Genomic DNA, 12,132 nt, shown 5'->3' with positions numbered 1-12,132 from the left:
GTCAGTACCCAAGTTCCCAGGACCAGCGGATCGCCGCGTGGCGGGCGGTAGCCGGTGTTGCTAAAGATATTGAATCCGCTGAACAGACCATACTTTCCCTTAACGTATGCCAGGTTCGGAATAAAATATGCCAGCGGCAGAACAACCAGCGCGGGCGCGAGCCAGCGCGGCCTGAAATACCCAGAGACAAGAAGCGGGAATAGACCCAAGAGTGCGAGATAAGGCGTCAGTTGGTGACTCACCACAATTACAGCTTGGAGTACAAGGATGGCCACACAGGCTAAAATTTGTCTCTGAGGTACATTCCCCTCCCATATACCAGGCATAGCGCCGGACCGCGCACTCTTGGCCCGCTGCACCGTCCGTGAAAGTCGGATCCGCGTTTCGAGACGGAGCATCCAACTGACCGGAACGCCCCTTAGGAAGGTAAAGGCAACAAGGCACATCGCCAGATAAAGCGAGTAAGAATAGGACTGGGGCGAGTAGTAGTTCTGGTTCACCCAATTGGCAAGCGTAAACACAAGGGTCGCAGTCCAATACATCCGCGCCCGGTTGGAGATGGTGCGCGCAATCGCGAGCACGAGCACCGCATCGACCAGTGCAAAGCCGGTCTCTGCCCACGCTGCGTAGTCCAGTGCCGTCCGATATCCCATCACTTCGCCCAGAAAGGCGCTCAGCGCAAAGAACCCCGGCCACCGGTTATAGATATCGATAGATGGATCCACGGTGCCTGTCGCGGTGATGAAGTTCGTGACGGCCATATGTTTGTAGGTCCAAGGAAAACGTGGAACCTGGGCGAGCAGGCCAGCAGATGCGTATAGCATTACAACGAGGCTGGACACCGAGACGCTCATCAGCAGCGTGGAGAACGTCCGTCGAGCTACCAAGCCCCAGGCACAGGTTGCAACAACGAGCCCCACGGCGACATACCAGGCCAGCGGAAACTCTGCCAATAGCCCGAAGTCGCCGAGCCTGCCGGTTCCGGCTGTGGCCAGCCCTATGACCCAGAGGGCCGCGGCCAGCGCGAGCGCCCACCAAGGCAGCATCGCCATGGANCGGGGGCGCCGGCGCTGCTCCCGTTTTCCTGTGTCACTCTCCGGCTGTCCCCCTTGCCTCGCGCCGCGAACAAACGATCCCGGCAGGTAGGTGCCTGGCCTCAGGATGATGAAGCCCACCGAGGCCAGGACGGTTGCTGCCGCCACCTGGCGCGGAAACCACAACCCGGTCCACGCCATCACCACTGCCACTGCCGTGTAGGTAACCGCACTGGCTGCCACTATCCAGACAAGTCTGGAAGCCCGATCCGCAGACGGAAGGCGTGATAAGACCACCCAGCCAGGCAGTAGCAGGCAGACAACCAGCTTAAAAGCAGCCAAGAAGCCGCCACCGATGTCCATCAGGATGAGGAGGGCCGCCACTATTCCAAGTACGGCCAGCCCCGCGTCGAGGTGCCGCGGCTGCTTCGGTGACGCTTGGGCAGTTGCCAGCGACGGGGAATTATCATCGTTGATGAGCAGTGCCATCGGCGCGGCCTCCTGGGTCGGTGTGACTGAATGTCCAGCCTGATTCAAATGAACAGTTTGCGGGGCTTCATAACCTCCTGGCGGTCCTCGCACACCGTTCCAACAGATAGTTGAGCGGTCCGCGAGCCAGCGAGTACAGCTCAAGCCGCAAAACGTGGGCGAGTTGTTGATCCCAGGAATCTCGGCACTTGCTGCGCCCGGCCAGTGGCCGACGTGAGGCGCCCGCATCTTGCAGGAAGCTCCAGGCGACTAACGGAATGCGGGCCAAGGCCAGCCGGGCCGTCTGGGGATTCAGGAGAATCTTTGCGAGCCAGGCCCCGAGTCCGCTCCCGTAGCCGCGCGCCTGGGCGCTCAATTCGTCAAGACCATCACGGTGGCGGTGCCAGACAATCGCGGACGGCTGAACCACCAGGCTGTACCCCGCAATAATCACGCGGGTGAACATGTCAATGTCTTCCCCTCCGCCGCTACGGGTTCCAACGCCCAAGGCGTTATCGAAGCCGCCTAGGCTTAGAGCGGTGATCCGATGCAGCGCGAAATTTGCTCCCGTTCCGAAGGCGCCCGGACAGAAGGGGAATTTCGCTAGTCCTGCTGGCGGGTCAGCGAAAGAGTAGACCCGCGGCGCCACGCTTTTGGACCAGCTGACCCGATCATCGAAGTATCCCTGGGTCGGCGAACGCAGCTCGCCGGCAGGCACGAGCCCTGTAACGCAGGCCGTCCCGGGCATGCGTTCGAAACCGGCCGCGATTTCGCGGAGCCACGCCTCGTCAACTACGACGTCGTCATCGGTGAAGGCGACGATGTCACCTTGTGCATTGCGAAGACCTGCGTTGCGCGCACGCGAGAGCCCCGGGGCGGGCTCGGTGATGAGCCGGATCCTTGGATCGTTGAATTCCACGCACACCATGTTGCGGGTCTCGTCCGTACGTGGTGCATTGTCCACCACCAGGATATCGAAATTGGGGTAGTCAAGCTGGCTTATCGCCGTCAGTGATTCTCTAAGCAGCGCTGAGCGGTCCCGTGTGCAAACAACAACAGTGAGGGACGGCATTGCTTCTCCAGGGGCCACCGGTGCAGCCGCCGGAAGTGCCGCGACAGCCTCGTCAAGGACCCCGCGCTGGACTATCCCCACAGGTGCCTCCACATCCACGAAGCCACGAACCGCTCTCCCCTGGCGTACTAACAACCGTGCACGGTGGTAGCCGGCATGGTTGAGCAGCTGCAATTGGGTGTGATCAGAAAGCCAGTCCATGTCAAGGGCACCGATCCAGCGGGCTCCCTGCCACTCCGGCGGAAGCGAACTCTCCATGGCCGGTGCCAGCATGAAGGCGGCCCGCTCCTCGACGGGCATGAGTTCCTCAACACGCTCGCTCACTGGACTTCCCTCCACGCTGCGCCCACCCGTATGGTCCTGGGCAGCGGGCGGCCCTCAACATGGGACATCCGCCTGCCGCGCACATACCCGGCGGCCGTGCACGCGAGTACGGCAATGACGGCCCCCGCGCGACCCAGTCCCTGGGGGTTATCGCCTCGGCTCCAGTCACGGACTCCGGAAAATACAGCGCGCGGCAAAGTACTGCGGACGTATCGCCGTTCCGGTCCGAGAGCCCGCTTCTGGCCTACAATCTGGCTGACCTGCGCTTTGGAGAGCCCCTCGGACCAGGACCTCGACAGCATGTAGCGCAGCGTTCCCCTCTCCGCCGGAACGTGGTGGCGGACCACCGCCGCAGGTTCGTAAACGATGCGCGATCCAGGTGTGCCCATCTTGGAGCGGATGCAGATCTCCGTTTCCTCACAGCCAAGCGGCAGACTGCCCTGACGGCCCAGCGAAATGTTGAAGCCGCCAACCTGACGAAGGACTTCAAGCCGGAAGGACATGTTGGCACCAATGACATTCCGTACCTCGGAAGCCACTTTGGGCATTCCGCGGTGGCTGCATCCGACGATCCAGTCAAGCTCTTCACCGAAGTAGCCAGGGCGTCCTTTTTCCCATACCGGCTCGACGCGCCCGCCGACGGCCAGCACGTCAGGATCGTCATAGAGGACAAGCAGGCGTTCCAGCCAATCCGGCGCCGCCTCAGCGTCGTCGTCGAGGAAGGCCACTACGTCTGAGTCTGCCAGCCCGACCCCGGTATTCCGGGCCCCGGAAAGCCCCCGGGGACCGGTGCTCTCCACCACCGTCACGTCGTCGATAATTTCTATGAGCCGCTCGAAGAGCTCTTCGTTATGGTCGATCACCACCAGAATCTCCTGCGCCGCGACCGTTTGGGCCCTGACGGACTCGATGACGTCCAGCAAAAGGTCCCAACGCCTTTGTGTGTAGGCACAAATGACGATCGATACAGTGGGACGTGCCATACGATCCAGCATGCTAGCTTGCCCGGACCAGGGAGAGGACCGTCTGGGGGTCCGTGGGGGTCCGCGGGACGGTCACATTGGCGTACGCATATTTCACCCGGCGGAGGGCTTCGGGCCTGGCTCCTGCCGTGGGCGACTCCCACAGGGTGCATTCACGGGCCAGCGTGCCAAGGACCCGCCACCCATCCCGGAATGTCTGCAGGTTCGAGGCTCCGGAAATTCGGTCGAGCTCAATGCTCGGCACTTCTGCGATGCGAAGTCCGGCCCGTGCCGCCCGGACGATCAGCTCGGTCTCAATCTCGAAGCCGTCGGATTCGAGCTCGAGGACCTCAAGGCACTCCCGGCGGAAGGCGATGTAGCCGTAGCAAAGGTCGGAGTAATTGCTGTGGAGAACCGTGTTCGCCAAGCCTGTTAGCACCTTGTTGCCAACGTTCCGCAGCCGCGTCAGGTCTTCGGATCCGCCTCCGGTGACGTACCGCGAGCCTTTGACGAAGTCGTAGTCATGCTGGAGAGGGGATACAAACCAGCCGATCTCCTGCGGATCCATGCTTCCATCGGCGTCCAGCATGACAATGATGTCGCCGGTGGAGGCGGCGAAGCCGGACCTTACCGCTACGCCTTTGCCCTTGCGCAGTTCGTGGACAATAACGACGTCGGAACGGAGTGCCTTCGCAACCTCCACCGTATTGTCCCGCGAGCGCCCGTCGACGATGACTACTTCGTCAACGTACGACGGCATGCGGCGAAGCACCCACGGGAGATTCTTTGCTTCGTTCAAGGTTGGAATGACGACACTGACTGAGGCCTTGGTGACCTCGACCACCGGCATCGTGAATGCAATTGGGAGCTGGGTGGAAATGGACAAATACCTCACCACTTCATGACGTTTGCGGATTAGTCAACACCGCGCTCGGCTGGGAAGTCGAGCGCGGCTTCAGCGCTTTATCCGGTCATGGGTCTGGTCTCTGGCCCCAGCAAACATAGCCTTCGACTCTTGCCGTGATGAAGAGCCTATTGCCGGCCTGACGCAGAGTCACCAGTAGCAAGTACTCACTTTTGTACGGCGGCCTACGCGTTTTCCGACCACGTACAGGGGTTTATCCGCCGGCTCGAATATTAGGTATGGGGGTTGTTATTCGGCCCGCATTTTAGGTATTGGGGGATTTCTTGCTGGTCGCACTCCCGGGGTCTACGCTTGACAATTAACTGGGGTGCCGCCACTGTTTCTGGGCCAGTGCGCAAAGGGACTCCAGCCCGTCTACTCTGATGCGCCAGGAGCCCACGATGAAAACTACCCGTGCCGCCAAGTGGCTGAGCCAAACACTCGCCATAGCCGTCATCGTTGCGGGCTCCCTTCTGGCCGCTTCCCCCGTGGCATCGGCGGACCCGGCCTACGGCACTCCGAGCCTAAGCTATTCAGGTGTCAGCAACCCGCCCACGTCGGACAAGCCGCAGAGCAAGCTGTGGTGGAACGACGGCTCGTGGTGGGCGGACATGTGGAAGGCCGGGAGCGGGTGGTCCATTTTCCGGCTGGACCGCGCCACCCAGTCCTGGGTGGACACGGGCGTCGTGAATGACACCCGCGGCAGCACGCTCGCTGATACCTTGTGGGACGGCAGCCACCTGTACATTGCGTCCCATGTAGTGACTATCAGTGGAGACGGCCCGCCAAATCCGTCCCTCTCGGGGCAGCCGGCAAAACTGTACCGCTATAGCTACTCAGCAGGTAAGTACACGTTGGACAGCGGGTTTCCCACGGAGATCACTAACAACTCCAGCGAATCAATGACCATCGATATCGACTCGACCGGAATGCTCTGGGCAACGTGGACGCAGGTCACGGGCAACGCGACATCCGGCTTCACCAACAGCGTCTACGTCAATTACGCCGCGAATGGAGGCCCTGGCTGGGCCACCCCGTTCGTTGTTCCGGTCTCCAATCCGAACCCCGCCCCTGACGACATTTCAGCTGTGGTGGCATACGGGAAAAAGAAAATCGGCGTGATGTGGAGCGACCAGCTCACTGGTTCCGTTTGGTGGGCAACGCGCACCGATGGAACAGCTCCAACGGCGACGTCATCGTGGAAAGTCCAGCCAGCGATCCAGGGAAAAGGACAGGCCGATGACCACCTGAACCTAAAGACTCTTCAGGCGGACACCTCCGGACGGGTTTTCGCGGCGGTCAAAACCAGTCTCAACGATTCCAGCTCCGACCCGACGCTGCCTCAGTTGCTGCTGCTGGTTTTCAAACCGGGAACCGGGTCCTTCTCCACGTCGACAATTTCCGTAGCCGGCGACTGCGTCTCCCGGCCGCAGATCATGCTGGATACCCAGAACAACCTGGTTCGGGCCTTCCAGACGGCGCCGCCAACATCCGCGAGCGGCTGTGCCTATTCCGGCGTGGCGGGCAGCATATATGAGAAGACCGCGTCCATGGACAACCCGGTATTCGGATCCGGACGGGGCACGCCCATCATCCAGAGCGCCTCCTCGTCGAACATGAACAACGTGACCACAACCAAGCAGAGTGTGGACAACTCCACCGGCATTGTGGTCCTGGCCAGCGACCACGTGGCAAAGCGTTACTGGTTCTCGGACCGGTCCCTGGGACCGGTAACACCGCAACCCGCACCAACAGCAGCGTTCACAGCCGCACCCACCACTGGCACCGCACCGCTAAACGTCAGCTTCACCGACACCTCCACCGGCATACCCACTTCCTGGTCCTGGACCTTCGGCGACGGCGGCGCCTCCACCGCCCAGAACCCAGCCCACACCTACGCAGCCGCAGGCACCTACACAGCCACCCTGACCGCCACCAACGGCGGCGGCACAAGCTCCGCCACCACAACCATCAGCGTCAACCCGGCTCCCCCGGCCGGCGGCGTAACGGTGGTCGGCTCAGCCACCACGTTCGCGGGAACGGCCGCCTCCGCCGTGTCGTTGCGGGCACCGGCCGGAACGTCACCCGGAGATGTGCTGGTCGCGGCCATCACGGCGGACCTGAATCCGTCCATGGCCTCGGTGCCTGCTGGGTGGATCCCCCTGGTGAATGCCCTTTCGATCAACAGCGGGTCAACATCCGGCGCCCGGGCCTTCGCCTACTACCATGTGGTGGGCGCCACCGATCCGGCAAGCTACAGCTGGACGTTGAGCACTTCCGTGCGGTGGGGCGGCGGCGTTACGGCCTACCGCGGCGTCGATAACGCCAACCCGCTGGACGGCCCTCTGACCACGGCAGTTGACACCACATACTCGGCGACCAGCATCACGGTTCCTGGCAGCACGACGGCCACCAACGGCGCAATGCTGATCGGCGGAGTCGCGTGTGATTGCGCTTCTCCGGTCGTGACGGCGCCCGCTGGCTGGACCGGACGGTGGGAGGCTGCCGGTGGCCAGATCGCGGAACTGGCAGACCGGGTCCAAACCAGCGCTGGCTCCACTGGTGCGTCAACCTGGACCCTGAGTGCCGCGCGGGCTGTCGCTGCATGGCGGACGGCGCTCAAGCCGGCCAGCTGACCGGGGCGCGTGAAAACCGGCCGTCTGATCGAACCGCCTAAACCGCGGTTCGGAAAAACAGCTCCGTGACCGTGGCCAGCCGGTGCGGGTCCGCCACACCGCAGAGCTCGCGGGCGGAGTGCATCGAGAGCAGGGGAACGCCGACGTCGACAGTCCGGATCCCCAGTCGGGTGGCGGTCAGGGGGCCAATGGTGGAGCCGCAGGGCATCACGTTGTTGGACACAAATTCCTGGTACGGCACCTTCGCTTCGCCGCACAGTCTGGCCCAGAACGCCGCGCCGGCGGCGTCCGTTGCGTACCGCTGGTTGGCGTTGATCTTCAGCAGCGGGCCGCCGTTCAGGACTGGATGGTTGGCCGGATCGTGCCGCTCCGGGTAGTTGGGGTGAACGGCGTGGCCCGCGTCCGCGGAAACGCAGAACGACGCCGCCAGTGCTTGCCGCCGCTGGCTCACCGATGCACCCAGGCCGTCGGAGACCCGCACCAGGACGTCCTCAAGAATGGGTCCGCACGCTCCCGAACGTGAATTCGAGCCGACTTCCTCGTGGTCGAACGCCGCGAGGACGGCGATCGGCGCACCCTTGCCCGCGGCACCGGCGGCGGAAGAAGCCGCATGCGCGATCAGCGCCACAAGCCCGGCGTGCGTCGCGGACAGGTTATCAAGGCGCCCGGAGGCGAAGAACTCACCGTTGGCCCCGAAAACCGCTGGCGCCTGTGTGTCTGCAATAACGACGTCGTACCCGCCGATCCGCGCAGGATCAACCGAAGCGCCACCAGGCACATGGGACGCCAAAACGCCCAGCAGATCTACGTCGGCGGGATTCCCCAGGCCCCACACAGGGTTCATGTGCCGCTGCTTGTCCAGGGTCAGGCCGTCGTTCACCGCACGGTCAAGGTGGATGGCCAGCTGCGGGAAGCGGAGCATCGGGCCGGTGGCGGTGAGATGTGCGGTGCCGTCCAGCATGACCAGCCGGCCCGCCAGCCGAAGTTCGCGGTCCAGCCAGGAGTTCAGCAGCGGGCCGCCGTAGACCTCCACCCCTGCATGCAGCCAACCGAAAGCTCCGGTGGTGGGTTTGGGCTTCAGCTTGAAGGACGGGGAGTCAGTGTGCGCACCGAGGATGTTGAACCCGGTAGTGGGCCCGGCGTCTTCCGGGACCACCCAGGCGATCAGCGCGCCGTCGCGGACCAGGTAGAACGATCCGGCCCCGCCGGCCCAGGGCTCACGCTCGTCCAGGCCCGTGAACCCGGCCTCCTCCAGCCGCCGGGCGGCCTCGTGGACGGCGTGGAAACTCGACGGCGATGCGCTGACGTACGCGCCAAGGTCCTGGATGTGGTCAACGGCACTGGAAGCGGCGGCGGAAGGTGAAGGCATGGTTCCGAGTCTAAATGGTCACATTGAGCCCGGAAGTGTAACCGGCGGATGCCGATCCTGTCATGGTGGCCAACTGGTAGATGCCGCCGTCATCCCTGAAGACGTTGTCCGACTGCCGCGTGGTGCGGGCCATGTTGCTGAGGCACTCTCGGTGGCGGCCGACGTCGACGTGCCGGTTGCCGTGCCTGACCCGCCGGGGGTGCACGCTGCCAGCGCCGCTGCCGCACCGCCGGCGCCGGCGCCGAAGAACATACCGAGGGAACGGCGGCTGATCATGGTGGACAGATCGAACTCGAGGCCGCGGTCGTGGTCGGGGTCGGGGTGGGGAAGGTGGGTGCTCATGGCTCCATCCAACGCGTCCCGCCTATCCCCTGCATAGGCGGTTCCTGTGCGTCAGCAGGCCGCGCCAGTGTCAGTAGTCGGGATTGCTCGGGACCACCAGGCCGGTCTCGTAGGCGTACACCACTGCCTGGACCCGGTCGCGCAGATGGAGCTTGGTGAGGATCCGGCGGACGTGGGTCTTCACCGTTGCTTCCGACAGGAAATACCGGTGCGCGATCTCGGCGTTGGAGAGACCCTCCGCCATGGCTTCGAGCATCTCGGTTTCGCGTGGGGTGAGGTCTTCGAGCAGGGGGTCCCGCGGCGCGGTGGAGGGTGCCGGCATGGCAGCACCGCGGACATACGTCTCCAGCAGCCGCTGCGTGACGCGCGGGGCCACCACGGCATCCCCGCTGGCCACCACCCGCACGGCGTTGACCAGGTCCGACGGCGCCACGTCCTTGAGGAGGAACGCGGACGCGCCTGCTTGCAGACCGGTGAACGCATATTCGTCCACATCAAAGGTGGTGAGGATGATGATCCGGGCACATGATCCGGAGGCTGTGATGGCACGCGTTGCCTCGATGCCGTCCAGCACGGGCATCCGGACGTCCATCAGAACTACGTCGGGGTTCAGGCCGCGGACCAGCCGCACCGCCTCGGCACCGTCGGAGGCCTCACCAACAATATGCAGGTCTTCCTCGCCCTCAAGGATGAGGCGGAAGCCCATCCTGAGAAGCGGCTGGTCATCCACCAGCAGGACGTTGATCGGTTGGGTCTCAGTCACGGGTGCCTTGCAGTTGAGATGGATGGTTGTGGGTTTCCGCGGGCTCGTCAGCCGGCCAGCTCAGGACGGCATAGACCCGCCAGCCGCGGCCGCGCCGCCCGGCCACCACGGTGCCGGCGTAGATACGCGCCCGTTCGGCCATGCCCGCCAGCCCCTGGCCGGAACCGGGACCGGCAGAACCCGGCCCGCCGCCGTCGGAGGTGCCCGGACCCTGGACTCCGGCGCCGTCGTCGAGCACTTCAATGGTGACCGTGGAGCCGGCCCGGACGATTCCCACATCCACCCGTCCCAGCGACCGGCCATAGCGGAGCACATTGGTCAGTGACTCCTGGACTATCCGATAGACCGTCAGCTGGAACGCCGCGTCGTCGGGCAGGGCCGGGCCGGTGTGTGAGTAGTGAAGCGGCAGGCCCGCGGTCCGGAAACCCTCCAGGAGCTTCGCCAGGCTGTCGCCGGAAGCAAGGGGCTGGCGCGGTGCGATTCCGCCGGTGTCGTCCCGGAGTACTCCCAGCACGCGCCGCATGTCCGCCAGCGCGGTGCGGCCGGTCCGCGACAGTTCACCAGGCACCTCGCCGGCGCGGTCGGGACTTTTCCGGACCACGACGGCGGCGCCATCGGAGAGGCTGACCATCACCGTCAGCGAGTGCGCCACGACGTCGTGCATTTCGCGGGCGATCCTGTTGCGTTCATTGACGGACGCCAGGCTTGCCGTCCGCGCCGCCCAGGCGGCGATCTCCTGCTCGTGCTCCCGTCGCTGCCGCACCGAGATGCCGATCCCGGTGGCGATGACGTTGGACAGGGCGATGCTGGCGCCGGTGGCGATGCTGGTCAGGAGGTGGAAATCCCCGGGATTGCCGCTGGCGTCGTGGATGAAGGAACTCTCCATGGGGCCGACGGCGGCCAGCAGGTATAGCAGGGCCAGCGGCGCCGTGGCGGCTGCCATCGCCACCAGCGCGAACCGGCGCGTGTGCACCAGTGCCACGGCGTAGAGCGAGAACCACAGCCCCGCCGAAACGTTGGAGCCCCACGGGTGCAGCAGCGTGACAGCCACTTCCATGACCGCGACGAAGGCTGCCAGCGCCACGGGGTGGGAGCGCCGGAAGAACAGGGCCCCCGCGACCGCGAAGAGGAGCGCCGCCGCCAGCCAGGTGCCGGACATGATCGTGTCCACCACGGTCGGCGCCACCAGCAGCGCGTAGCCGAATATCACCACAATGTCCATCACCCGCGGACGCTGGTACAGGTACCGCCGGAGCAGGCCGCGGCGCTTGGCCGTGATTTCGGCAAAGGACGCATCGGCCTGACTGGCCGGCGCGTCCCTCACGAGTGCCGCTTCATTCATGCTCTAAGCCTGGTGTCCGCCTAGACGTCGCGTTTCTTGAGCACGATCATGGCCGGAACCAGAAACAGCAGAACGTAGCCCAGGAAAATCAGGCCGCCCTGCCAGGGATCGATGACGCCGTCGGTGTGGCCAATGGACAGGAACCGTCCACCGGCGTCGCTGGGGAGGTACTGGGGCACGTACTTCCAGAAGTCACCCGGGATGAAGGCCATAAAGCTTGCCGCGATGGACACCACGAAGAACAGGCCCACCAGCACGGTGATGCCGCCGGCGGAGTTGCGGAGCAGCGCGCCGAGTGAGAGGCCGATCAAGGCCACGCCGGCAACGTAGAGTCCGCCCGTGAAGATGCTGTACAGCACGCCGTCCGTGGACCAGGCCAGGTCCATGCCCAGGCCCTGGAAGACCGGCATGGCAATCAGGAACGTGGCCACTGCGGCGATGGTGGTGATGACGTAGGAGATCACGGCGAGCAGGATTGCCTTGGCCACAAAGACCGGCGTGCGGCGCGGGACGGCGTTCATGGTGGAACGGATCATGCCCGTGGCGTATTCGGAAGAGATGAACAGGACGGCCAGCGAGCCCAGGACCAGAATGCCGATCTGCAGGCCGGCATTGGGCAGGTTGTACAGGTCAAAACCAGATCCCGGCGGGAAGGACTGCGCCATCATTTCGGGCGTCAGGGCCTGGCCCTGGTCCCGCGCCCGCCGGGCCATTTCGTCCAGGAAGGAGAACCGGATCAGTACGGCAAGGGCTCCGACGCCGACAATCGCCACCAGCGTCAGGAACAGCAGGATGCGGGTGGACATCAGGGAGAACAGCTTGATCCATTCGGACCGCAGGACACCGCCGAACGTCACCCCCTTGGTGCCAGCGGTGGTGCGGACACGGGAAGTTTGGGTATCAGTCATGGTGGTCA

General features: G+C 64.2%; 9 protein-coding genes. 1 reads left to right on the top strand and 8 read right to left on the bottom strand.

Translation table 11 applies throughout. The annotated features are described in order from the left end of the window. Positions 1-1,590: 1,590 nt before the first annotated feature. Genes DAD99_RS08995 through DAD99_RS08985 form a run of 3 tightly spaced genes read right to left on the bottom strand, consistent with a single transcriptional unit; the run spans position 1,591 to position 4,659 of the window. Entirely contained in the window at positions 1,591-2,898 is a 1,308-nt protein-coding gene (locus DAD99_RS08995; protein WP_185262022.1) for a glycosyltransferase family 2 protein, read from the bottom strand. Next, positions 2,895-3,881 carry a glycosyltransferase family 2 protein gene (locus DAD99_RS08990; RefSeq protein ID WP_193341244.1) on the bottom strand — a complete coding sequence of 329 codons (987 nt, stop codon included), beginning with the start codon at positions 3,879-3,881 and terminating at the stop codon, positions 2,895-2,897. The genes DAD99_RS08995 and DAD99_RS08990 overlap by 4 nt, the downstream gene beginning before the upstream one ends. Positions 3,882-3,894: 13 nt before the next feature. After that, complete coding sequence (locus tag DAD99_RS08985; RefSeq protein WP_255482205.1) at positions 3,895-4,659, bottom strand: glycosyltransferase family 2 protein; 765 nt, start codon at positions 4,657-4,659, stop codon at positions 3,895-3,897. Between the two features lie 506 nt (positions 4,660-5,165). On the opposite strand from DAD99_RS08985, the gene DAD99_RS08980 reads away from it, so the two are divergent. Beyond that, a complete protein-coding gene (locus tag DAD99_RS08980) occupies positions 5,166-7,400 on the top strand; it encodes a PKD domain-containing protein (RefSeq protein WP_227007839.1) in 2,235 nt (744 codons plus the stop codon). 37 nt (positions 7,401-7,437) lie between these two features. Here DAD99_RS08980 and DAD99_RS08975 read toward each other — a convergent pair whose 3' ends face one another. The 5 genes from DAD99_RS08975 to DAD99_RS08955 all read right to left on the bottom strand — a co-directional run bounded on the left by DAD99_RS08975 (position 7,438) and on the right by DAD99_RS08955 (position 12,124). Then, positions 7,438-8,769 carry a M18 family aminopeptidase gene (locus DAD99_RS08975; RefSeq protein ID WP_193341242.1) on the bottom strand — a complete coding sequence of 444 codons (1,332 nt, stop codon included), beginning with the start codon at positions 8,767-8,769 and terminating at the stop codon, positions 7,438-7,440. 60 nt (positions 8,770-8,829) lie between these two features. Beyond that, the gene (locus DAD99_RS08970; protein WP_309233236.1) at positions 8,830-9,111 is read right to left on the bottom strand and encodes a hypothetical protein; all 282 of its coding nucleotides are present in this window, start codon (positions 9,109-9,111) and stop codon (positions 8,830-8,832) included. Between the two features lie 70 nt (positions 9,112-9,181). Continuing rightward, the gene (locus tag DAD99_RS08965) at positions 9,182-9,817 is read right to left on the bottom strand and encodes a response regulator (protein ID WP_375372202.1); all 636 of its coding nucleotides are present in this window, start codon (positions 9,815-9,817) and stop codon (positions 9,182-9,184) included. A 49-nt stretch (positions 9,818-9,866) separates the two neighbouring features. Further along, positions 9,867-11,216 (bottom strand): sensor histidine kinase, encoded by a 1,350-nt coding sequence (locus DAD99_RS08960; RefSeq protein WP_193341240.1) that lies wholly within the window; start codon positions 11,214-11,216, stop codon positions 9,867-9,869. A gap of 20 nt (positions 11,217-11,236) precedes the next feature. Beyond that, on the bottom strand, positions 11,237-12,124 hold the full coding sequence (locus tag DAD99_RS08955) for an ABC transporter permease (RefSeq protein WP_227007838.1): 888 nt from the start codon (positions 12,122-12,124) through the stop codon (positions 11,237-11,239). Between the last annotated feature and the right edge of the window lie 8 nt (positions 12,125-12,132).

Source organism: Pseudarthrobacter sp. AB1 (genome assembly GCF_014926485.1).
Taxonomy (GTDB): Bacteria; Actinomycetota; Actinomycetes; order Actinomycetales; family Micrococcaceae; genus Arthrobacter.
This window is presented reverse-complemented; position numbering and strand designations above follow the sequence as displayed.

Coding starts and splice junctions, on each gene's coding strand:
- DAD99_RS08990 (WP_193341244.1), bottom strand. CDS start 3,881: ATGGCACGTCCCACTGTATCGATCGTCATTTGTGCCTACACACAAAGG.
- DAD99_RS08980 (WP_227007839.1), top strand. CDS start 5,166: ATGAAAACTACCCGTGCCGCCAAGTGGCTGAGCCAAACACTCGCCATA.
- DAD99_RS08975 (WP_193341242.1), bottom strand. CDS start 8,769: ATGCCTTCACCTTCCGCCGCCGCTTCCAGTGCCGTTGACCACATCCAG.
- DAD99_RS08970 (WP_309233236.1), bottom strand. CDS start 9,111: ATGAGCACCCACCTTCCCCACCCCGACCCCGACCACGACCGCGGCCTC.
- DAD99_RS08965 (WP_375372202.1), bottom strand. CDS start 9,817: ATGGGCTTCCGCCTCATCCTTGAGGGCGAGGAAGACCTGCATATTGTT.
- DAD99_RS08960 (WP_193341240.1), bottom strand. CDS start 11,216: ATGAATGAAGCGGCACTCGTGAGGGACGCGCCGGCCAGTCAGGCCGAT.
- DAD99_RS08955 (WP_227007838.1), bottom strand. CDS start 12,124: ATGACTGATACCCAAACTTCCCGTGTCCGCACCACCGCTGGCACCAAG.